Source organism: Streptomyces ziwulingensis, assembly GCF_039542605.1.
Lineage (GTDB): Bacteria > Actinomycetota > Actinomycetes > Streptomycetales > Streptomycetaceae > Streptomyces > Streptomyces ziwulingensis.
In genome coordinates this window covers 38,074-58,484 of the sequence record NZ_BAABIG010000020.1, presented here as the reverse complement: position 1 = coordinate 58,484, position 20,411 = coordinate 38,074, and the positions used below count along the sequence as shown (strand labels likewise).

Annotated in this window: 18 protein-coding genes; 11 read left to right on the top strand and 7 right to left on the bottom strand. The window is 74.5% G+C overall.

Translation table 11 applies throughout. The features are described from left to right. Nucleotides 1–3 precede the first annotated feature (3 nt). The gene (locus ABEB00_RS10285; RefSeq protein ID WP_345618936.1) at nt 4–636 is read left to right on the top strand and encodes a ScbR family autoregulator-binding transcription factor; all 633 of its coding nucleotides are present in this window, start codon (nt 4–6) and stop codon (nt 634–636) included. A 39-nt stretch (nt 637–675) separates the two neighbouring features. On the opposite strand, the gene ABEB00_RS10280 is transcribed toward ABEB00_RS10285, so the two are convergent. Beyond that, complete coding sequence (locus ABEB00_RS10280; RefSeq protein WP_345618935.1) at nt 676–1,434, bottom strand: PaaX family transcriptional regulator C-terminal domain-containing protein; 759 nt, start codon at nt 1,432–1,434, stop codon at nt 676–678. Nucleotides 1,435–1,508: 74 nt separating this feature from the next. Between ABEB00_RS10280 and ABEB00_RS10275 the strand changes: the two genes are divergently transcribed. Beyond that, nucleotides 1,509–3,215: an acyl-CoA dehydrogenase family protein gene (locus ABEB00_RS10275; RefSeq protein ID WP_345618934.1), complete on the top strand. Its 1,707-nt coding sequence runs from the start codon at nt 1,509–1,511 to the stop codon at nt 3,213–3,215. 34 nt (nt 3,216–3,249) lie between these two features. Continuing rightward, nucleotides 3,250–4,416 (top strand): WD40/YVTN/BNR-like repeat-containing protein, encoded by a 1,167-nt coding sequence (locus ABEB00_RS10270; RefSeq protein ID WP_345618933.1) that lies wholly within the window; start codon nt 3,250–3,252, stop codon nt 4,414–4,416. Nucleotides 4,417–4,428: 12 nt separating this feature from the next. On the opposite strand, the gene ABEB00_RS10265 is transcribed toward ABEB00_RS10270, so the two are convergent. Further along, entirely contained in the window at nt 4,429–6,171 is a 1,743-nt protein-coding gene (locus ABEB00_RS10265) for a pyruvate dehydrogenase (protein ID WP_345618932.1), read from the bottom strand. A 294-nt stretch (nt 6,172–6,465) separates the two neighbouring features. Here ABEB00_RS10265 and ABEB00_RS10260 point away from each other — a divergent pair, with 294 nt between their 5' ends. Both ABEB00_RS10260 and ABEB00_RS10255 read left to right on the top strand, forming a co-directional pair. Then, nucleotides 6,466–7,191 carry an alpha/beta fold hydrolase gene (locus ABEB00_RS10260; protein ID WP_345618931.1) on the top strand — a complete coding sequence of 242 codons (726 nt, stop codon included), beginning with the start codon at nt 6,466–6,468 and terminating at the stop codon, nt 7,189–7,191. 114 nt (nt 7,192–7,305) lie between these two features. Continuing rightward, nucleotides 7,306–8,172: an alpha/beta fold hydrolase gene (locus ABEB00_RS10255; RefSeq protein WP_345618929.1), complete on the top strand. Its 867-nt coding sequence runs from the start codon at nt 7,306–7,308 to the stop codon at nt 8,170–8,172. 148 nt (nt 8,173–8,320) lie between these two features. Here the strand turns inward: ABEB00_RS10255 and ABEB00_RS10250 are convergent, their stop codons facing one another. Both ABEB00_RS10250 and ABEB00_RS10245 read right to left on the bottom strand, forming a co-directional pair. Further along, complete coding sequence (locus ABEB00_RS10250) at nt 8,321–9,286, bottom strand: AraC-like ligand-binding domain-containing protein (RefSeq protein WP_345618927.1); 966 nt, start codon at nt 9,284–9,286, stop codon at nt 8,321–8,323. Nucleotides 9,287–9,441: 155 nt separating this feature from the next. Next, nucleotides 9,442–10,875, bottom strand: coding sequence for a helix-turn-helix domain-containing protein (locus ABEB00_RS10245; protein ID WP_345618925.1), 1,434 nt, complete (start codon nt 10,873–10,875; stop codon nt 9,442–9,444). 275 nt (nt 10,876–11,150) lie between these two features. Between ABEB00_RS10245 and ABEB00_RS10240 the strand changes: the two genes are divergently transcribed. Next, complete coding sequence (locus ABEB00_RS10240; RefSeq protein WP_345618923.1) at nt 11,151–12,353, top strand: PucR family transcriptional regulator; 1,203 nt, start codon at nt 11,151–11,153, stop codon at nt 12,351–12,353. 78 nt (nt 12,354–12,431) lie between these two features. Continuing rightward, nucleotides 12,432–12,983: a membrane dipeptidase gene (locus tag ABEB00_RS10235; RefSeq protein WP_345618995.1), complete on the top strand. Its 552-nt coding sequence runs from the start codon at nt 12,432–12,434 to the stop codon at nt 12,981–12,983. A gap of 51 nt (nt 12,984–13,034) precedes the next feature. On the opposite strand, the gene ABEB00_RS10230 is transcribed toward ABEB00_RS10235, so the two are convergent. Beyond that, nucleotides 13,035–13,712: a uracil-DNA glycosylase gene (locus ABEB00_RS10230; protein WP_345618921.1), complete on the bottom strand. Its 678-nt coding sequence runs from the start codon at nt 13,710–13,712 to the stop codon at nt 13,035–13,037. Nucleotides 13,713–13,954: 242 nt separating this feature from the next. On the opposite strand from ABEB00_RS10230, the gene ABEB00_RS10225 reads away from it, so the two are divergent. Together ABEB00_RS10225 and ABEB00_RS10220 are read left to right on the top strand one after the other, a co-directional pair. Beyond that, nucleotides 13,955–14,926 carry an N-acetylglucosamine kinase gene (locus ABEB00_RS10225; RefSeq protein ID WP_345618920.1) on the top strand — a complete coding sequence of 324 codons (972 nt, stop codon included), beginning with the start codon at nt 13,955–13,957 and terminating at the stop codon, nt 14,924–14,926. Between the two features lie 137 nt (nt 14,927–15,063). Beyond that, nucleotides 15,064–15,987, top strand: a complete 924-nt coding sequence (locus ABEB00_RS10220; protein WP_345618918.1) for a sirohydrochlorin chelatase — start codon at nt 15,064–15,066, stop codon at nt 15,985–15,987. A 72-nt stretch (nt 15,988–16,059) separates the two neighbouring features. On the opposite strand, the gene ABEB00_RS10215 is transcribed toward ABEB00_RS10220, so the two are convergent. Further along, nucleotides 16,060–17,094, bottom strand: a complete 1,035-nt coding sequence (locus ABEB00_RS10215) for a lactonase family protein (protein WP_345618916.1) — start codon at nt 17,092–17,094, stop codon at nt 16,060–16,062. A gap of 49 nt (nt 17,095–17,143) precedes the next feature. Continuing rightward, on the bottom strand, nt 17,144–18,637 hold the full coding sequence (locus ABEB00_RS10210; RefSeq protein ID WP_345618915.1) for an FUSC family protein: 1,494 nt from the start codon (nt 18,635–18,637) through the stop codon (nt 17,144–17,146). 327 nt (nt 18,638–18,964) lie between these two features. Between ABEB00_RS10210 and ABEB00_RS10205 the strand changes: the two genes are divergently transcribed. Together ABEB00_RS10205 and ABEB00_RS10200 are read left to right on the top strand one after the other, a co-directional pair. Further along, nucleotides 18,965–19,444, top strand: coding sequence for an Lrp/AsnC family transcriptional regulator (locus ABEB00_RS10205; protein ID WP_345618913.1), 480 nt, complete (start codon nt 18,965–18,967; stop codon nt 19,442–19,444). Between the two features lie 200 nt (nt 19,445–19,644). After that, complete coding sequence (locus ABEB00_RS10200; RefSeq protein ID WP_345618912.1) at nt 19,645–20,385, top strand: DUF4142 domain-containing protein; 741 nt, start codon at nt 19,645–19,647, stop codon at nt 20,383–20,385. The last annotated feature ends 26 nt before the right edge of the window (nt 20,386–20,411 follow it).

The window sequence follows — 20,411 nt, the reverse complement described above, 5'->3', positions numbered from 1 at the left end:
GGCGTGCAGGAGCGAACCACTCGAAGGGCCCTACTGGAAACCGCGGCGCGACTGTTCGACGAGCGGGGTTACTCCGGTACCAGCATCAGCGACATCAGCGCACTCTCGGGGCGCACCAGCGGCGCGATCTACTTCCACTACGCCAGCAAGGAGAATCTCGCCCTCGCCGTCGTCGAGGAGCACTTCGCCTCCTGGCCGAGAATGGTCGCGCGGCACCGGACGGCCGGTCTCCCGGCGCTGCACAAGCTGGTCGCGCTCAGCTTCACCGTGGCCCGCGCCTTCCGCGACGACGTGGTGGTACGGGCCGGCTCGCGGCTGTGGATGGAGCGCAAGGCCATCACCACGCCGCTGCCCACCCCGTTCGTGGACTGGATCGGTGTGGTCACCGAACTGCTCTCGGAGGCGGACGCGGGCGGCGAGCTGGCACCGGGCGTGGACCCGTCCGCCGCCGCCCACGGCGTGGTCTGCGCGTTCTTCGGGCTGCACACCGTCTCCGACGCCCTGGACGGCCGGGAGCACATCGAGCAGCGCCTGCACGACCTGTGGCTGCTCCTGCTGACCGCGCTCCAGGCCGATCCCGACCCGGCCGGCCTGCTCGACCGGGTACGCGCCGACCATCCCGCCGTCCCGGCGTAAGCGGCCCTGGCCGGCCGTGCCGAGCGGTCCGGGCGCGCGTCAGGTCCCGGCGCCGGACCCGTGGACCAGGTCCGCCTGCTCCCGCTGGTACCGCGTGTACGCCTCCCGCAGGGCTGTGCCGGGCCAGTCGGCCGCCAGGAGCGCGGGCGGCAGGACGGGGTCGGCGAGCAGGTGGCGGACGACGGCGGCGAAGGCGGCGAGGCGGTCGGCCGGGCGCCGCGTGTGCGCCACGCGTGCGAGCAGCGCGCGGGCCGTCGCGGCCCAGGCGTCCAGTGGCCACAGGTCCGCGGCCAGCTCGCGCGGCGGGCGGACGGGCCGGGTGGCACAGCGCTCGGCCACCCGGTCGAGCGCCTCGGGGAGCGGGCGGCGGAGGTTGGCGGGGCGCAGCCAGACGCCCTCGCGCAGTTCCGCGAGACGCAGGGCGGTGAGGCGGGCGCGCAGCCCGGCGCGGTCGGCGGGGTCGCGGCCGGTCGCGGTGACCACGACCATCTCCCAGTCGCCGTCCCAGGCGCGGGTGTGCGGCCGTACCGCCTCCTCCTGGCGTCGCCGGCGCTCCAGGAGCCGGTCGCTGAGGCGGTAACCGGTGTCCCCCCGGCGCAGGTCGCCGGCGGCCGTCATCCGGCTGAGCGCCGCCCGCAGGGTGGAACCGCCGACGTCGAACCGCGCCACGAGCCGCACCAGTTCGCCGGCCGGCAGCTCGGGCGGGTGCGCGCCGAGCAGCAGGCTGAGCACGACGGACCGCGCGGACAGCGGGCGCGGTGCGGGCTCGCCGCCGGGCAGGGGGTCGTCGGTCCGCATGGGCACGTACTGTACGTGCGCCCCCGCATGTTGCGGTATTGCTGCGGTCGTAGAGCCAGTGCAACACTCGTCGTATGACGACTCCCGGGCACGAGCGGTACGAGGACGGCGGGGACCGCGGGGACGTGGCCGGGCGGGCGGGCGGAACGGCCACGCACGAGGTCACCAACCAGCCCCCTCCCCTGGCGCCGTACGACGCCTGCGAGGACCTCGCCCTGCTGGAGGGCGTGCGGCGGGAGGGCGCCGGGTGGGCCGAGGAGGGGCTGCGGCGGCTGGGGGTGCGGGCGGGCGGGGCCGAGGCGCAGGAGTGGGGCGACCTGGCCAACCGGCACGCGCCCGAGCTGCGCACGCACGACCGGTACGGCCACCGGATCGACGAGGTCGAGTACCACCCGAGCTGGCACCACCTGATGCGGGTGGCGGTGGCCGAGGGGCTGGCCGGCGCGCCCTGGGCGGACGACCGGCCCGGCGCGCACGTCGCCCGGACGGCCGGCGGACTGGTGTGGGGGCACACCGAGGCGGGCCACGGCTGCCCGACGTCGATGACGTACGCCGCCGTCCCCGTGCTGCGCCGGCAGCCGGAGCTGGCCGAGGTGTACGAGCCGCTGCTCACCGCCCGGGAGTACGATCCGGGGCTGCGGCCGCCCGCCGGGAAACGGGGGCTGCTGGCCGGGATGGGGATGACCGAGAAGCAGGGCGGCTCGGACGTCCGGACCAACACCACGACGGCCACCCCGGCCGCCGAGCCCGGTGTGTACACGCTGCGCGGGCACAAGTGGTTCACGTCGGCCCCGATGTGCGACGTCTTCCTGGTGCTCGCGCGGGCCCCCGGCGGGCTCTCCTGCTTCCTGGTGCCGCGCGTGCTGCCCGACGGCACCCGCAACACCTTCCGCGTCCAGCGGCTGAAGGACAAGCTCGGCAACCGCTCCAACGCCTCCTGCGAGCCGGAGTTCGACCGGACCGTGGCCTGGCTGGTCGGGCCCGAGGGCGGCGGCGTCAAGACGATCATCGAGATGGTCAACTGCACCCGGCTGGACTGCGTGATGTCCACGGCGACGCTGATGCGCAAGACGCTGGTGGAGGCCGGGCACCACGCGCGCCACCGCAGCGCCTTCGGTGCCCGGCTGATCGAGCAGCCGCTGATGCGCAACGTCCTGGCCGATCTGGCGCTGGAGTCGGAGGCCGCGACGACGCTCACGCTGCGGCTGGCGGGAGCGGCCGACCGGGGGGTGCGCGGGGACGCCGGTGAGGCGGCGTTCCGGCGGATCGCCACCGCGGTGGGCAAGTACTGGGTGACCAAGCGGGGACCGGCGTTCACTGCGGAGGCACTGGAGTGCCTGGGCGGCAACGGTTACGTGGAGGAGTCGGGCATGCCCCGGCACTACCGCGAGGCCCCGCTGCTGTCGATCTGGGAGGGCTCGGGCAACGTCAACGCCCTGGACGTGCTGCGGGCGCTGCACCGTGAGCCGGGCACCGCCGACGCCCTGTTCGGGGAGCTTGCCCTGGCCCGGGGCGCGGACGCGCGACTGGACGCGGCCGTGGCCGGGCTGCGGGACCGGCTGGCCGGGGCGTCCCCGGCCGGCGCGCGGCGGCTGGTGGAGCTGATGGCCCTCACTCTCCAGGCGTCCCTCCTGGTCCGGTACGCCCCGCCCGCGGTCGCCGACGCCTTCTGCGCGACCCGGCTCGGCGGGGACTGGGGGCACTCCTTCGGCACCCTGCCGGACGGGGTGGCTCTGGACCCCGTCCTGGAGCGGGCACTGCCGCTGGCACAGCCGTTCTGACCTGCGGGGAAGCCTGTCCCAGGGGTGAGTGTCAGTGGCGGGGTGCAGACTGGCGGTTGTCCGGGACGAAGGCGTCGACGAGGACGCCGCGGAGGTGATCGGCATGACCGAGGTACTGCTCGCCGTGGGCACCCGAAAGGGCCTGTTCATCGGACGCCGGCGAGAGGACCGCTGGGAGTTCGACGAAAGCCCGTACTTCAACGCGCAGGCCGTGTACTCGGTCGCCCTGGACACCCGGGGCGGCGCGCCGCGGCTGCTGGCCGGCGGGGACAGCGCGCACTGGGGCCCCTCGGTCTTCCACTCCGACGACCTGGGCCGCACCTGGACCGAACCGGAGCGGCCGGCGGTGAAATTCCCCAAGGAGACCGGCGCCTCCCTGGAGCGGGTGTGGCAGCTCCACCCGTCCGCCGCCGAACCCGACGTGGTGTACGCGGGCACGGAACCGGCCGCGCTGTACCGCTCGGAGGACCGCGGGGAGAGTTTCGCGCTGGTCCGGCCGCTGTGGGAGCACCCCACCCGCTCCCGGTGGGTGCCGGGCGGCGGCGGTGAGGGGCTGCACACCGTGCTCACCGACGCGCGCGACCCGCTGGCCGTGACCGTCGCCGTCTCGACCGCCGGTGTGTTCCGCACGACCGACGGCGGGGAGAGCTGGGCCCTGTCCAACTCCGGTGTCTCCGCGGTCTTCCTGCCCGACCCGGACCCGGAGTTCGGCCAGTGCGTGCACAAGGTCGCCCGGGACGCCGCCGACCCCGACCGGCTCTACCTGCAGAACCACTGGGGTGTCTACCGCAGCGACGACGCGGGCGCGCACTGGACGGACATCGGCGCGGGCCTGCCGTCCACGTTCGGGTTCGCGGTCGCGGCCCACCCGCACCGCGGCGACACGGCCTACCTCTTCCCCATCACCGCCGACGCCGACCGGGTCCCGGCCGGGCGGCGCTGCCGGGTCTTCCGGACGGCGGACGCGGGCGGCACCTGGGAGCCGCTCACGACGGGGCTGCCCCAGGAGGACCACTACGGCACGGTGCTGCGGGACGCGCTGTGCACCGACGACGGCACCGCGTCGGACGGACCGGCGGGCGTGTACTTCGGCAACCGCAACGGCGAGGTGTACGCCTCGGCCGACGACGGCGAGAGCTGGCGGCAGTTGGCCTCCCACCTGCCGGACGTGCTCTGTGTGCGGGCCGCCGTCGTCGGGTGAGGCGCGGCACGGTCACGGACGGGGGATGTTGCGCAGGTTGGCCCGCGCGAGGTCGGCCATCCGGCCCACTCCGCCGGCCAGGACGGTCCGGCCCGCCGAGAGGGCGAAGCCGGAGATCTGCCCCGCCTTGATCTTCGGCGGGACGGCCAGGGCGTTGGGGTCGGTGACGACGTCCACCAGCACCGGGCCGTCGTGGGCGAACGCCTCCCGCAGCGCTTCCCGTACCTGGGAGGGCTCCTCGACCCGGATGCCGCGCGCGCCGGCCGCGGTGGCGATGGCCGCGTAGTCGGTGTGCGGGTATCCGGTGCCGTGCGGGGGCAGCCCGTCGACCATCATCTCCAGGTCGACCATGCCGAGCGAGGAGTTGTTGAAGACGACGACCTTCACCGGGAGGCCGTACTGCACCAGGGTGAGGAAGTCGCCCATCAGCATGGAGAAGCCGCCGTCACCGGAGAGCGAGACGACCTGCCGGCCCCGGTCGAGGAACTGCGCGCCGATGGCCTGCGGGAGCGCGTTGGCCATGGAGCCGTGGACGAAGGAACCGAGGATGCGGCGGCGGCCGTTGGGGGTCAGGTAGCGCGCCGCCCAGACACAGCACATGCCGGTGTCCACGGTGAAGACGGCGTCGTCGGCCGCCTCCTCGTCGAGCACCGAGGCCACGTACTCCGGGTGGATCGGCTTGTGCCCCGTCACGTCGTGCGTGTAGGCACCGACCGCTCCCTCCAGCGCGTGCGCGTGGTGCCGCAGCATGCGGTCGAGGAAGGCGCGGGACGTCTTCTCCCGGACCTCGGGCGTCAGGCGCCGCAGGGTCTCGCCGACATCCCCCCACACGGCCAGGTCCAGCGAGGTGCGGCGGCCGAGGTGTTCGGGCTGGAGGTCGACCTGCACGGTCTTCACGTTCCGCGGCAGGAACTCGGTGTACGGGAAGTCCGTGCCCAGCAGCACCAGCAGGTCGCACTCGTGCATGGCCTCGTAGGCGGCGCCGTAGCCCAGCAGACCGGACATGCCGACGTCGTAGGGGTTGTCGTACTGGATGTGCTCCTTGCCGCGCAGGGCGTGGCCGACCGGGGCCTTGATCTTCTCCGCGAAGGCCATCACCTCGGCGTGGGCGCCCTCGACGCCGCGGCCGCAGAAGAGGGTGACCGTGCCCGCCTCGTCGATCATCCGGGCGAAGTCGGCGAGTTCGCCGGGGCCCGGACTCACCTTCGGCCGCTCCAGCGGGATGGCGAGTTCGGTGCCGGAGTCCGGGGCGTGCTCGGCCGCGGTGTCCCCGGAGAGCGCGACGACCGAGACGCCGCGGCGGCCGACCGCGTGCTGGATCGCGCTCTGCACCACGCGCGGCATCTGCCGGGGCGAGGAGAGCAGTTCCGAGTAGTGGCTGCACTCCTGGAACAGCCGGTCCGGGTGCGTCTCCTGGAAGTAGCCGGTGCCGATCTCGCCGCTGGGTATCTGCGCGGCCAGCGCCAGGACGGGGGCCATCGAACGGTGCGCGTCGAACAGGCCGTTGATCAGGTGCAGGTTGCCGGGGCCGCAGGAGCCCGCGCAGGCGGCCAGTTTCCCGGTGAGCTGCGCCTCGGCTCCGGCGGCGAAGGCCGCGACCTCCTCATGGCGGACCTGGATCCAGTCCATGGTGTCGTGGCGTCGGATCGCGTCCACGACCGGGTTCAGGCTGTCGCCGACCACACCGTAGACGCGGTGCACGCCGGCCCGGGCCAGGAGGTCCACATACTGCTCGGCGACGGTCCTCTTGCCCATGGCACTCCTCGCAAACGGTGATCGCTGTACGTCGCCCCGGCACCGGCGCCGGGGCAGGGACTCACCCTAGGGAGCCGGGCGGCGGCCGAGTTGCCTGTGCGCGCACCACTCCTCCGCGCTCCGTGAACCGGCACCGGAGCGCCGCGCCGCCGACCCGCCGCGCACCCGTGCGCTCGCAGACCAAGGCCAGGCACAGAGAGACAAGCGATACCCACCGAATGACCCTATATTTGCCCTCGTATCCACTGAACAAAGCTGCCCTTTCCGCCGCAATCAGCAGAAATGAGCCCCGCCATGTCCCACTCCGAGACGCCGACCGTCGTCCTCGTGCACGGCGCGTTCGCCGACGCCTCCAGCTACGCCAGCGTCATCCCGGAGCTGCTCAAGCGCGGCCTGAAGGTCGTCGCCCCCGCGGTCCCCAACCGCAGCCTGATCGGGGACGCGGCGTACATCGCCTCGGTGATCCGGCAGATCGACGGCCCCGTGATCCTCGTCGGCCACTCCTACGGCGGTGCCGTCATCACGGTCGCCGGCGTGGAGGAGAACGTACAGGCCCTGGTGTACCTGTCGGGTTACGCCCTGGAACAGGGTGAGAGCCTCGGTGAGCTGCAGGGCCGGTTCCCCGACTCCGACCTCGCCGCCGCGCTCGTCTACACCCCGTTCCCCCTCGAAGGTTCGGACACCCCCGGCACCGACGTGTCGGTGGACGTGGCGAAGTTCCCGGCCATCTTCGCCGCGGACGTCGACCCCGAGGTCTCGGCCGTCCTCGCCGTCTCGCAGCGGCCCCTCGCGGCCCAGGCGTTCGCCGACGCCGCCCCGGCCGCCGCCTGGAAGACCAAGCCGTCCTTCGGCCTGGTCTCCTCCTCCGACCACACGATCAACCCCGACGTCGAGCGCTTCGGTTACGAGCGTGCCGGCATGACCACCATCGAGGTCGACTCCTCGCACCTGGTGATGCTCGCCCACCCCAAGCGCGTCGTCGCCTTCATCGAAGAAGCGATCAAGGCCACCGTCAAGTAGTTCCCCTCTCGGCCCCCGCGCCGCCCGCACGGCCTCCGGCGAAACGGCTCACGGCCGTTCCCGTCCGGGGTCGTGCGCGCGCGGCCGGGGGCCGTCCCGCGCAGAAAGCCGCTCATGGACTCATCGCTCTCACGTCGTACTGTCACCCTCTCGGCGCTGGCCGGTGCCGCCGCCCTGGGTACCTCCGGTCTCGCCCACGCCGCGCCGGCCGCGGTGACGCCCGCCGCCACCGGCGCGGGCGCGGCCGGCCCGGGCAAGAGCCCGCTGCCCACCCTCGTGCTCGTCCACGGCGCCTTCACGGACGCGTCGAGCTGGGGCCCCGTCATCAAGGAACTCCAGCGCAAGGGGCACCGCGTGGTGGCCCCGCCCGTCCTGCTCCGCGGGGTGGCCGCCGACGCCGCCTATGTGCGCAGTGTGCTGGACACCATCGAAGGACCGGTCGTCCTGGTCGGACACTCCTACGGAGGGTCCGTCATCAGCCAGGCCGCCGTCGGCGCCGCACAGGTGAAGGCGCTGGTCTACATCGCCGCCTTCGTCCCGGACGTCGGGGAGAGCGCCGCGGCGCTGACCGACAAGTACCCGGGCAGCACCCTGGCGCGGGCCACGGTCACCCGGAAGTACCCGCTGCCCGGCGGCGGCCAGGGCGACGAACTCGTCATCCGCCAGGAACTGTTCCGTCAGCAGTTCGCGGCCGGCGTGCCCGTCACCACCGCGCGGACGATGGCCGTCGGACAGCGGCCGATCGCCGTCGCCGCGCTCCAGGAGCGGGCCACCGCCGCCGCCTGGAAGAAGCTGCCCAACTGGTACCTCATCGCGACCGAGGACCGGAACATACCGCCGAAGGCGCAGCGCTGGATGGCCGCCCGTGCCAAGGCGCACACGGTCACCGTCCACGCGCCCCACGCCGCCGCGGTGAGCGACCCGCGGGCGGTGAGCGAGCTGATCCTCAAGGCGGCACACGCCGTCCGGTCCGCTCACTGACCCTCGGCCGGAGGGGGTGTGCGCGAGTGCGCCGCACCCTCTCCGGCGCAGGCGGAGAGTCCGCGTCAGCCCCCCGCCCGACCCCGGCGTCGTGCTCGCGGAGACGGCCGGGGAGTGGGCTCGCGCGGGAGCGCGCGGTGCGGGGGCGTCACTGGCTCCCGGCCGCCAGGCGCATGGTGCGCCATTCGCGGGGCGGGAGGCCGTAGGCGCCCCGGAAGACCCGGCTGAAGTGGGTCGGGTTGACGAAACCCCAGCGCTGGGCGATGGAGGAGACGGTGGGCGCGGTCCGGCCGCGGCGGGCCAGTTCCCGCGCGCACTCCTCCAGTCTGCGCTGCCGGATGAACCGGCTGACGGTGACGCCCTCCTCTTCGAACAGCCGGTGCAGGTAGCGCACCGAGATGTGGTGGGCCCTGGCGACGGACTCCGGTGACAGGGCGGGATCGGCCAGGTGCGCGTTGATGTGCTCGCGGACCCGCAGCACCAGGTGGTTCGGCGTGCCCCAGTCCCCGGACGCCGCCTCCTCGGCGTGTTCGGCGACCAGCGCGGCGAAGACGTCGACGAGGCCCCCGGCCAGGCCGTTCGCGGCGACCGGGGAGTACGCGTGCGCGCTGGAGACGACGGTGGCGAGCAACGGCATCAGCACCGCGGCGCAGCCCTGATCGGTGGCGAACACACTGCCGGTGACCGCGCGGAGGTCCTCGTCCGGCACTCCCAGCAGATGGCGCGGGATGTGGACGACGCGGGTGGAGAAGCGCTCGGGGAAGTCCAGGGAGTATGGGCGCGTGGTGTCCCAGACGAAGAGGTCGCCCCGGTCGGCGAGGGCCTCCCGGCCGTCCTGGGCGAGCACCGCCGTACCCGACGTCTGGAGGGCCACGGCGAGGTGCGGCTCGGGTGAGCGCGCGATGTGGGCCGCCGTGCGGCGGACCCGGTAGGCGTCGGCCTCGACGGTGGTGACCCGCAGGGCCCCCACCCGGTGCGCGACGATGCGCCCCTCGAACGGGCCGTTGCCGCGCATCGCCATGGTCACGGGCATCAGCGCCTGTTCCACCGCGTCGCGCCAGTAGCCGAGTCTGTGTTCGTGCGGCAGCGAAGCGGTCGCCAGCACCGGGCTCATCCGGCTCTCCTCTCCATCCGTGCGAAACCGGCGGAGACCTGGGACCCCGGTGCGCACCAGGACCGGGCCGAGCTCGGGCGAGTGCGGATGTCCCGTCGCGGAAGGGAGCCTTCCCCGACGGGCCGGGCGGCAGCGTCGCGGCCCGGTCCCCGCTCCTACCAGCCAAGCAGTTCGTCGCCACGGCCTCCAGGCAGAAAACAGGCAGAAAGCGTGCAGAACCACCGGCCGGCGGCGGGCGGGGGCCGGTGCAGCCAGCCGTACAGGGCGGCCTGGGCACGGTCGATGTCCGCCGGTTCCTCCTCGGCGGTCAGCCGCGTCCTGGCGTAGAGCCGCAGCAGGTCGTGGAGCCGGTAGCGGTCGCCCTCGACGCCCAGCAGCCCGGCCTCGACCAGTTCCTCAAGGGTGTCCTCGACCGCGAAGAGGTGCTGTCCGGACAACTGGGCGGCGCCCGCGGCGGTGATGTCGGGGTCCGGTACCAGGGCGAGGCGTCGGAAGAGACGGGCTCCGGCGGGGGTGAGCCGGCGGTAGGAGAGGCCGAAGGCGGCGGTGAGGTCCGTGCCGCCGGCCGCCAGGGCGGCCAGGCGGCCTTCGTCGGGGGCGAGCCGGTCGGCGAACCGGTCCACGGAGACGCCGGTGCGCGCGGCGAGCCAGTCGCCCGCGGCCCGGAGGGCGAGCGGCAGGTGCCCGCAGTACCGGGCGACCCGTGCGAGCGCGCCGGGATCGGCCGCGGCCCGCTCCTCACCGACCAGCGCGGTCAGGAAGGCCGTGGCCGCGCGCGGGTCGAGATCGCCCAGGGCGAGGCGGCGTACGCTCTCCAGGCCGGTGAGCATACGGCGGCTGGTCACCACCACCAGGCCGGCGCCGGCGCCGGGCAGCAGCGGTCGTACCTGCGTCTCGTCGCGGGCGTTGTCGAGGACGAGCAGCAGCCGCCGGTCGGCCAGCACCTGCCGGTACAGCTCCAGGCGGCCGCGCGGCCCGGCCTCCGCCAGCTCCCGGTCGGCCACCCGCAGCGCCCGCAGTACGCCGAGCATGATCTCGTCGGGCCCCGGTGCGTCCCGGTCCAGTCCCCGCAGATCCACCAGGAGCTGCCCGTCCGGGAAGTGGTGTGCGAGGCTTCGGGCGGCGTGCAGCGCCAGCGCGGTCTTGCCGGTGCCGGGCGGCCCGGAGACCGCCGCCACCACCGGGTACGTGCCGAAGGCGGGTCGGCTGCGGGCGCCGCCGGGCGCGGTGAGCGCGCGGACGGCCTGCTCGGCGGCCGCGGTCAGCCAGGACAGCTCCCGTTCCCGGCCGGTGAAGTCGGGGATGCCACTCGGCAGTGCGCGTATGCCGAGGGGGCTGTGGGCGGGTGTCCTGTCGCGTCCGGCCCGGACGGCTCCCAGCAGACGTTCCCGGTCGGGCTCCGTGAGGCCCAGCCCCCGCGCGAGCGCGGTCACCGTGCGCCGCTGCGGAGCCGCGCGCCGGCCGCGCTCCAGATCCCCGATGGCGCGGACGCTCACGCCGGATCGCTCGGACAGGCCCTCGATGGTCAGCGAGGCCGCCAGCCGCATGTCCCGCAGCACGCTGCCGAACGTCGGTATGTCTTCGTTCATCGTGTTCACGGCCGGGCAGAACAGGATTCCCCGGGCGGGAACCCCCTCTCGCCTGCTCAGAAGTCCCGCCGTCAGGCTACGCCCGCGCCGCTTCCCGGCGCTATGACAGAAACGAGAGCCACCGCCGGACGGCATGGTGAAATCTGCGAAGATGGGCGTCCCGGCTGGTGCCTCCCCACGCACTCACCGGCCACGAGCAGGCGAGACGCGGCGTCCCCTCGGGCGCGGCACCGCCTCGGTTCGTGGATTGAGCAAGGAGCGGGAGCGGTGGCGGCATGATCGATCAGACCGGCGGCACGGACTGGAAACCCATCGTGGCGATGTGCGAGGCCGTCACCCGGGACCTCTCCCGCCTGGTGCCGGGCATGGTCGACGTCATCCGGGCGGAGGTGCCGGAGTACGACGTGGTGCCCCGCCGGGCGCACGAGGAGGGGGTGGCGGAGCAGTACCGCGGGCTGCTCGCCGGTCTGGCGCAGCGGCGCGGGCCCACTGTCGAGGAGCAGGAGGTGGCCCGGGAGCTGGGCCGCCGGCGGGCCGAGCAGGGGCTGCCGGCGCAGGCCATGATCAGCGCCTACCACATCGGTTACAAGGAGATGTGGAACGTCCTGCTGTCGCGGGCCGGCGGCAGCGACGGCCAGTCGGCGGCGGACCTGGTCTGGCTCGTCGGCATGGTGTGGGACTGGGTGCAGAAGTCCAGCGGCATCGCCGCCGCGGCGCACCAGGACGCCGTGCGGGCCGAGGACGCGGCGGAGTCCCGGACCACCCACCGCTTCCTGTCCGCCCTGTACGCGTCCGGCGGCGACCGGAGCGAACTGGCGCCCCTGGCGCGCGCGGCCGGTTTCGAACCCGCGGAGGAGTTCACGGCGCTGTGCGCTCCCGCGCGGGGGTGGAACGACAAGGACATGATCGTCCTGCGACGGCGCTTCGCCTCGGCCCGGGGAAACGTGCGCTGCGTGAACCTCGGTACGACGCTGACGGTGCTGAGCCAGCGGGTGGCGCCCGCCGTCCTGGTGGACGTGATGCGCGAGACCGGCGCGACCTGTCCGGTGGGGGTGGGACTGACCCGGCAGGGCCTCGACGGCGCGGCGGCGAGTCTCACCGACGCCGACGAGGCGCTGGGACTGGCGGCGGGAGCCGATGAGGTGGTCTGGTTCCGGGACCAGTGGATCCTGGCCTCCGTCAGCGGGCACGCCACCCGCCTCGAACCGCTGCTGCGGGTCGGCCGGGACGTCGTCCGGCGCCACCCAGAACTGGCGGAGACGGTCGCCGTCTTCGCCCGGTCGGGTTTCTCGATGTCCGCCACCGGCAGGCAGTTGCATCTCCACGCCAACAGCGTCAAGTACCGGCTGGGCAAGTGGCGGCAGCTCACGGGCTGGGACGTGTACACCTGGGAGGGCGTCGGCGCCAGCATGGTCGCCCTGTCCCTTCCGCATCCGGCCCGGGCGGGGACGGGGACGCCCGCGCCGGGCGAGGGCTGAGGGGCCGCACTCCGGGCGGCCGGTGCCGTGCGCGCTTGTCTGCGATCATCGGGTGGACAGTGAACGGAAAGGCCCGACCTGTCCCTCGACCTGCACCGGCGTGCCATCGTCGCGGACGCCCACAACGATCTGCTGATGGCCGTGGCCGCACGGCCGCCCCGGCGCTGGGCCTCCTTCTTCCGCGACCGGTGGCTGCCGCAGCTCCGGGCGGGCGGGGTCCGGCTCCAGGTGCTCCCGGTGTTCGTCGACGACGAGTACCGGCCCGAGGGCGCCCTCCGGCAGACCCTGCGGATGATCGAGTGCGCGCACCCGCTGGCGGAGGGGAACGCCGATGCCGAGATGGAGCGGCTCGTCGACCACATCCTGCACCTGGTGCGGGTGATCGGCTCCGACCATGTCGGGCTCGGACCCGATTTCATCAAGGAGGTCGACCAGGACCTCGTCCGGAGCTGCTGCGAGGACGAGGGCGACGCGCTCGAACTGGCCCTGCCCGGACTCGACGGCCCGAGCGGCCTGCCGCTTCTCACCCGGGCCCTGGTCGGGAGGGGCGTCGCCGAGAACACCGTCCTCAAGGTCCTCGGCGGCAACGTCCTCGGTCTGCTGCGGACCGAACTCGGCCGCCCCGCCTGAGGGCCGGGCCGGGACGCGCGTCGCTCCCGGCCGCGGCGCTCCCCGCCGGGATCAGGGCAGGCGCCAGTCCACCGGTGCGGCGCTCTGCCGGGCGAGGAAGTCGTTGGTGCGGCTGAAGGGGCGGGAGCCGAAGAAGCCGCGGTCGGCGGAGCGCGGGGAGGGGTGGGCGGACTCGATGACCGGGTACCTGTCGAGGTGCGGACGCAGGTTGCGGGCGTCCCTGCCCCACAGGACGGAGACCAGGGGCTTGCCCCGTTCGGCGAGCGCGCGGATGGCCTGCTCGGTGACCTCTTCCCAGCCCTTGTCCCGGTGGGAGCCGGGGCTGCCCGGTCTCGTCGTCAGCGCCCTGTTCAGCAGGAGGACGCCCTGTCCCGTCCACGGGGTGAGGTCGCCGTTGGCCGGTTGGGGCAGGCCGAGGTCGCTCCGCAGTTCCTGGAAGATGTTGATCAGGCTGCCGGGCAGGCGGCGGACCTCGGGAGCGACGGCGAAACTCAGGCCGATCGCCATCCCGGGCGTGGGGTAGGGGTCCTGACCGACGATCAGGACCCGCACGTCGTCGAAGGGCTGCTGGAACGCGCGCAGGACGTGCGGTCCGGCCGGCAGGTAGGTGCGGCCGGCCGCGAGTTCGGCGCGGAGGAAGTCGCCCATCGCGGCGACGCGGTCGGCCACCGGTTCCAGGGCCTTGGCCCAGCCGGGTTCGACGAGTTCATGGAGAGGTCGTGGTGCCACGGTGAGTCACTCTACTGGCGTGCCGCGGGGGTGCGTCCCGGGCTCGGATTCCGGTCGCCGAGGCGCTATTCTTCCGCGTTGTCCTGCGCCGGGCGCCGGAGTGTCCGCTCCGCGAGGGGTCCGGCCCCCCGGAGTGCCGGGCAGCTCGCGACCGGCCGGCCGGCCGTACGGAACGAGAGAGGCGCGTCGAGTCCAGTGATCCGCACCGCGGCGCACCCGCACACGGTGGGACGGCGGTCGCCGTGACGGACGGTTTCCTCGCCGTGGACTCCGGCGGCTCCGGTCTCCGGGTGGCCGTCGAGGCCGCGGGCGGCGGCCGGTCGGGGCGGCGGGCCTCGCGCGAGCCCGTGCGTACCGGGGCGCGCGGCATCGACCCCGGGCATCTGATGGCGCAAGTGGTCCCGATGGCCAGGGCGGCGGCCGCCGAGGCCGGGGTGGACCGGATCGGGACCGTCGTCGTGGGGGCGGCCGGGCTCGCCACCCTGGGTGACGCACTGCGCGCGGAGTTGCCGGCCGCCCTGGCCCGGGAGCTGGGGGCGCGGACGGTCGCGCTGGCCACCGACGCCGTCACCGCCTACGTCGGTGCCCTCGGACTCCGGCCCGGCGCGGTGGTCGCGGCCGGCACGGGGCTGGTCGCGACCGGCACCGACCTGATCCGCTGGCGCCGCGCGGACGGCTGGGGCCATCTGCTCGGCGACTGCGGCGGCGGCGCCTGGATCGGCCGGGCCGGGCTGGAGGCCGCGCTGCGCGCGCACGACGGCCGGGACGGCGGCTCGGCCGCGCTGCTGGCCCGCGCCGAGGAGCGGTTCGGCCCGGTGGCCGGGCTGCCCGGCGCGCTGTACCCGCGCCCGGACCGCCCCGCCGTCCTCGCCTCCTTCGCCCCCGAGGTGGCGTCCTGCGCGGAGCGCGATCCGCTCGCCGCGGGCATCCTGCGGGCCGCCGCGCGGCACCTGGCCGACTCCGCGGCCGCCGTCTGCCCGGACGGGGCCGGGTCCCTGGTGGCGGTCACCGGCGGTCTGCTGAGGCTGGGCGACCCCTTCGTCGTACCGCTGCGCGCGGAACTGGCGCGGAAGCTGCCCCGGGCGCGGCGGGTGCCGGCGCGGGGCGATCCGCTGGACGGCGCGGTCCGGATCGGGGCCGGCCTCGCGACCGGCGCGCTCGCCCTTCCGGGCGACCCGTCGATGCTGTGGGTGACGACCGTGAACGGTGGCTGAGTCCGGTCCCTTCCGGGGGTGAATCGTGCCGGTGTCGTCCGGTCCGTACCTCACTCATCAGACAAAACCGGACGGATACCGCTCACCTGCCCCCTCCCCGAACAGGGGAGCCCGGTTAGTTAGTAACATGCGGCGCCATGAGCTCCTCCACTGGGCCCGCGTCCGGCCTGCCCGTACGAATGCCGCGCCCCCGCCAGCCCGGACGGCACCGTCGTCCCGAACCCCTGGTGGCTCCCGAGGGCGCGCCGGCGCTCGTTCTCGCGGTACCGGGCACGCCCAGCGGGGCCACGCGGAGCCTGGCCGAGGAGGTCGTGAGCATCGCCCGCTCCGAGCTGCCCGGCCTGGACGCGCGGATCGGCTACGTCGACGGCGGCGAGGAGGAGTTCCCGTCGCTGGCGTCGGTGCTGGCGCACGCCGCCGAGGAGCGCGCCGCCCGTTACGAGCGGGCCGTCGCCGCGGGTGTCGAGGTGAAGGCGCCCGAGGGCCCGGTCGGCGTCGTCGTGCCGCTGCTGGCCGGCCCGGACGGCGCGCTGCTGCGCCGGGTCCGGCAGGCCGTCATGGACAGCCGGGTCGCGGCCGAGCTGACGGACGTGCTCGGTCCGCACCCGCTGCTGGCCGAGGCGCTGCACGTCCGGCTCTCCGAGGCCGGTCTGGCCCGCGCCGACCGGGCCCGGCTGTTCACCGTGGCGACGGCGGCGGACGGCATCGTACTGGCCTCCGTGGGCGGTGACGAGGCGGTGCAGGCGGCCGGGATCACCGGCATGCTGCTCGCCGCGCGGCTGGCCGTGCCGGTGATGGCGGCGGCCCTGGACGAGGAGGGCTCGATCGCCTCGGTGGCCGACCAGCTCCGCTCCTCCGGTTCCCAGCACCTGGCGCTGGCGCCGTACCTGATCGGTCCGGAGATCGACGCGACGCTGCTGCGGGAGGCGGCCGAGGAGGCGGGCTGCTCCGTCGCCGAGCCGCTCGGCCCGTACCCGGCCATCGGCAAGCTGGCGCTGGCCAAGTACACGACGGCGCTGGGCATCACCCCGCCGCAGCCGCAGGGGACGCCCGCCCGCTGACCGCGGGACGGCCGGCGGACGCGGCACGGCGGCAGCGCGACGGGCCCGCCTTCTCCGGTGTCCGCGGCGGGTTCAGCCGAAGACCACGCAGGAGGCCGCGGGGACCTCGACGGCGCCGGCCCGGCGCGGTACGCCGGTGCGTTCGTCGACCGCGAACCAGGTGACGTTCCCGGAGCGCTCGTTGGCCGCGTACAGGAAGCCGTCGGCCTCGGTGAGCGCCCGCGGCCAGTGACCGCCGCAGGGCACCGTCGCGGTCAGCCGCAGCCCCTCGCCCTCGACGGCGAACACCGACAGGACGTCCGCGCCCCGGGTCGCGGTCCACACGAAGCGGCCGTCGGAGGAGGCGACGACGCCGGACGGGAAGACGTCGCCGGTGGGGACGTCGGGCAGCACCGGGATTTCGGTGAGCGGGCGCAGCGCGCCCTCCCCGGCGTCCCAGCGGCAGACGGTCACGGTCGGCACGAGTTCGTTGACCACGTAGGCGCGGGAGCCGTCCGGGTGGAAGGCCAGGTGGCGCGGTCCGGAGCCGGGGCGCAGGGCGATCTCCCGGTGCACGGCGAGGGCGCCGTCGACGAGCGTGCACACCCGTACCGAGTCGGTGCCCAGGTCCACGCTGACCGCCCACCGCCCGCTCGGGTCGGGCTGCACCTGGTGGGCGTGCGGGCTCTGCTGGCGCGGGGCCTGCGGGCCCGAGCCGGTGTGCCGGAGCACCCCGGAGGCGGAGCGGGCGAGGCCGCCGCCGGCGCGGACGGGAACGGCGGTGACGCTGCCGGAGCCGTAGTTGGCGGTCAGGACGTGCCCCTGGAAGAGGCTGAGATGGGTGGGGCCGCTGCCGTCGACCAGGACCCGCGGCCCGGTCGGTTCGGGGCGGTCGGCGCCGACGCGGTAGGCGGCCACCGCGCCCTCGGCGGTCTCGCTGACGGCGTACAGCGTCTCTCCGCCGGGCGACAGGGCCAGGTAGGAGGGGTCGGGGACGCCGTTCACGCGGGACAGCACGGTCAGCGCGCCGCTCTCCGGCGCGACGGCCGCGGTCACGATGCCGGGGCCGCCCGCCGCCGTGAACGATCCGATGAACGCCCGCCGCTGCCGGTCCGTGCCGTGCGCCACCGCTGACCCCTCTCGTCCTGTGCCCGTCCGGGGTGACGGTAGCAGCAGCTCACACCGCGCGGTCTAGACCAAGAGGGGTGTGGTGGCGCAGCGGTGCGGCGAGTTCGGCCAGGGCGCGTTCCAGACCGTGCAGGTGGGCCAGCGCGGGTTCGGCGGCGGCGGGCCGCTCGCTCCGCGCGGGGACGGCTCCGCCGCCGGTCAGCGCCTCGACGGCGTGCTCCACCCGCCAGCAGGCGGCGGCCAGGCGGGCGTCGTGCGAGGCCTCCGGGTCGGCGGCGACGGCCACCAGGCCGCGGATCTCGCGGGCGCAGTCGTCCAGCAGCGCGAGTACCCGGCGGGCGCGCCGCTTGCGGCCGAGCAGCGGGTTCAGCGGGTGCACCAGGGGGGCGACCGAGAGCCGGACGCGGGCGAGCGACTGCTCCAGTTCGGCCACGCGCGCCGCCGGGTCGGCGCCCTCGGTGCCCGCGAGCCGGGCGGCGGCCTCGGCGGTGCAGAGGTGGACGCGGTGCAGGGCGCGCTGGATCCAGTGGTCGGTGACGGCGTGGGTGGTGACCGGCAGCAGGACCAGCACCGCGAGCGCCGCGCCGAGCGCCCCCACGCCGGTCTCGGCGAGCCGCAGCGCGAGCAGACCGGGGGTGAGCACTCCGAGCAGCCCGTACAGCAGCTCGGCGAGGAGCGTGACGCAGAGCATCATCCAGGTGTACGAGACCGCCGCCGTGTAGAAGATGCCGAAGACGCAGACGGCGAGGAGGACGGCCGAGGGCAGCGGCGCCCCGGCCACGGGGAGGGCGACGAGCAGTCCGAGGCCGATACCGGCCAGCGTGCCGAGGACCCGGCGGAAACCGCGGACCAGGGTCTCGCCGCGCGAGGCGGTGTTGACGAAGATCCACCAGGTGGCGCCCACGGCCCAGTACCAGCGCTGTCCGGAGACCGACTGGCCCACCACGAGGGCGAAGCCCGCGCCGGCCGTCGCCTGGACGGCCTGGCGGGTGGTGATCCGGGCGAGCCCGGTGCCGGCCGCCGGGGCGGGCACGGCGGCGGGCGGCAGCCGGCGCTCGTAGCACCAGGCGCCGAACCGGACGGCCGCGGCGGTGGCCACCGAGAGCAGGACGGCGGCGTACAGCTCGGGAAGCTGTCCCGGGGTGGTGTGCAGGAACTGGGCCACGAAGTAGGTCATGAAGGCGAAGACGCCGAGGCTGTGGCCGCGCGGGCCCCAGCGGCGGGCGTAGACGCCCGCGCCGACGACGGCGAGGAAGGCCAGGTCCCGGGCGACGGGCAGGTCGTGCAGTGCGGCCGCGAGGGCGAGCACGGGCAGGCCCGCGGCCGGCAGCAGGACGGTGGTGAGCGCCTGGCCGCGGACGGTCGGGTCGGTGACGGTGAACAGGGCGAGCAGTGCGGCCAGCCCGCCGGCCACGGCGCCGGCGAGCGACTGCCCGGCCAGGCCGCAGACGGCCACGGCCAGCGCGATGCCGAGAACGGCCCGGCCGGCGAAGCGCAGCCGGATCCGTCCCGGGTCGGGCGCGCCGAACATCCTCTTCAGCAAGGTAGGCAAGGTCAGCAAGTGGGTGCCTCCCCCTTCGCACACTGCGCCGGTGCCGACGAGGCCGCCGGCACGGAAAAGGCGCCGCGGAGTTCCGCAGCGCCATCGACCTCCCCATATCAACATCCACACCACCAGTGGCTCAAGTGATCGTTCCACTGCTGTGCCATTGGTCCACCAGAGGCGAGGTGCCGACGTGTCGAGGCAGGCCATCGGACCAGGTGGGGCGGTCCACTCGGGAAGTGCTCCGCCGGGCCATTGGTACAGTCGGCGTCGCGGCGGTGGAGGGCGAGAACGGCCGCGAAGAGAACACGAGGAGGTCCGGGCGCCATGGCCGTGGACGAGCTGGACACCCGTATCCTGCGCCTGCTGCTGGAGCAGCCGCGCACCAGCGTGCGCGAGTACGCCCGTATTCTCCAGGTCGCCCGGGGCACGGTGCAGGCCCGGCTGGACAGGCTGGAGCGGGACCGCGTCATCACCGGCACGGGCCCCACCCTCTCCCCCGCCGCGCTCGGTCACCCGGTGCTCGCCTTCGTGCACATCGAGGTCACCCAGGGGCACCTCGACGACGTGGGAGAGGCGCTCGCGCGGGTTCCCGAGATCGTCGAGGCGTTCTCGATCACCGGCGGCGGGGATCTGCTGACCCGGGTGGTGGCGCGGGACAACGCCCACCTGGAGGACGTGATCCAGAAGCTGATCAGCCTGCCCGGCGTGGTCCGCACCCGTTCCGAGGTGGCGCTGCGCGAGCGGGTCCCGTACCGCCTGCTGCCGCTGGTGGAGTCGGTGGGACGCGCCACCGGCTCCAGGTGACCGCCCCGGTCACCACCGCACCGTCCGAACGCGCGGCTCGAGCGCGTCACGGTTGCCTCACCGTCTCCCGGCGGTGGCGGCCCGGGGACGTCGTCCGCGCGGTGTGCCGGTGTCGCGGGTTCTTCCCGTCGCGGTGATCGGTTCGCCGCGCGCGTCCGTATCTCCTGGTGTCCGAGTCCGTCCTCGTCCCAGGAGGAACGATGCGCCTGACGCGCACCACCGCGGCCACCGTCTTCGTGTGCGGTACCCTGGTCCTCACCCTCACCGCGCTCGCCTACCCGACCATGCTCGGGGTGCGGAACACGACCGGCGGCCCGGACCGCGTCATCGCCGAGACCCGCTACGGGCCGCTGACCGAGGCCGACCGCGATTTCGTGGTCAAGGTCCGGGCCGCCGGGCTGTGGGAGTACCCGCTCGGGCTGATGGCCATGGAACGGGGGACGACCCCGGAGATGAAGGAGGCCGGCGAGCACCTGGTGGCCGGGCACGCCCGGCTCGACGCCACCTGCCGCAAAATCGCGCCCGAACTGGGCATCACGCTGCCCAATCTGGCCTCGCCGCAGCAGCAGCAGTTCGTGGCGACGGTGGACGGGAGCGCGGGCAGGCAGTTCGACACGACGGCGGTCAACATCATGCGGGTGACGCACGGGCAGATCTTCCCGGCGATCGCGAAGATCCGCGGCAACACCGGGAACAGCCTGGTACGGCAACTCGCCGACCAGGCCAACGACACCGTCCTCGACCACATCACCGTGCTGGAGAGGACCGGGCTGGTCAACTTCGACCAGGTCAACCTCCAGCAGACCGCGCCGCCGGACCTGCCCGGCGCGCAGGTCACCCCGCCCGCGCCGGCGCCCGGCGAGCCGGTGAAGTCGCTCACCGAGCCGCCCGGCCTGGACGTGAACACCGCTTCGCCGGCGCCGGGTCCTACGGTGCGCTGACCCGACGGCGGGGGGCGGTCGTGGTG

Bases quoted from the DNA above. Each gene is read 5' to 3' on its own strand.
- ABEB00_RS10275 (WP_345618934.1), top strand. From the start codon at position 1,509: ATGACGACTCCCGGGCACGAGCGGTACGAGGACGGCGGGGACCGCGGG.
- ABEB00_RS10205 (WP_345618913.1), top strand. From the start codon at position 18,965: ATGGCCGTGGACGAGCTGGACACCCGTATCCTGCGCCTGCTGCTGGAG.
- ABEB00_RS10255 (WP_345618929.1), top strand. From the start codon at position 7,306: ATGGACTCATCGCTCTCACGTCGTACTGTCACCCTCTCGGCGCTGGCC.
- ABEB00_RS10280 (WP_345618935.1), bottom strand. From the start codon at position 1,434: ATGCGGACCGACGACCCCCTGCCCGGCGGCGAGCCCGCACCGCGCCCG.
- ABEB00_RS10220 (WP_345618918.1), top strand. From the start codon at position 15,064: ATGAGCTCCTCCACTGGGCCCGCGTCCGGCCTGCCCGTACGAATGCCG.
- ABEB00_RS10200 (WP_345618912.1), top strand. From the start codon at position 19,645: ATGCGCCTGACGCGCACCACCGCGGCCACCGTCTTCGTGTGCGGTACC.
- ABEB00_RS10240 (WP_345618923.1), top strand. From the start codon at position 11,151: ATGATCGATCAGACCGGCGGCACGGACTGGAAACCCATCGTGGCGATG.
- ABEB00_RS10250 (WP_345618927.1), bottom strand. From the start codon at position 9,286: ATGAGCCCGGTGCTGGCGACCGCTTCGCTGCCGCACGAACACAGACTC.
- ABEB00_RS10260 (WP_345618931.1), top strand. From the start codon at position 6,466: ATGTCCCACTCCGAGACGCCGACCGTCGTCCTCGTGCACGGCGCGTTC.
- ABEB00_RS10265 (WP_345618932.1), bottom strand. From the start codon at position 6,171: ATGGGCAAGAGGACCGTCGCCGAGCAGTATGTGGACCTCCTGGCCCGG.
- ABEB00_RS10245 (WP_345618925.1), bottom strand. From the start codon at position 10,875: ATGAACGAAGACATACCGACGTTCGGCAGCGTGCTGCGGGACATGCGG.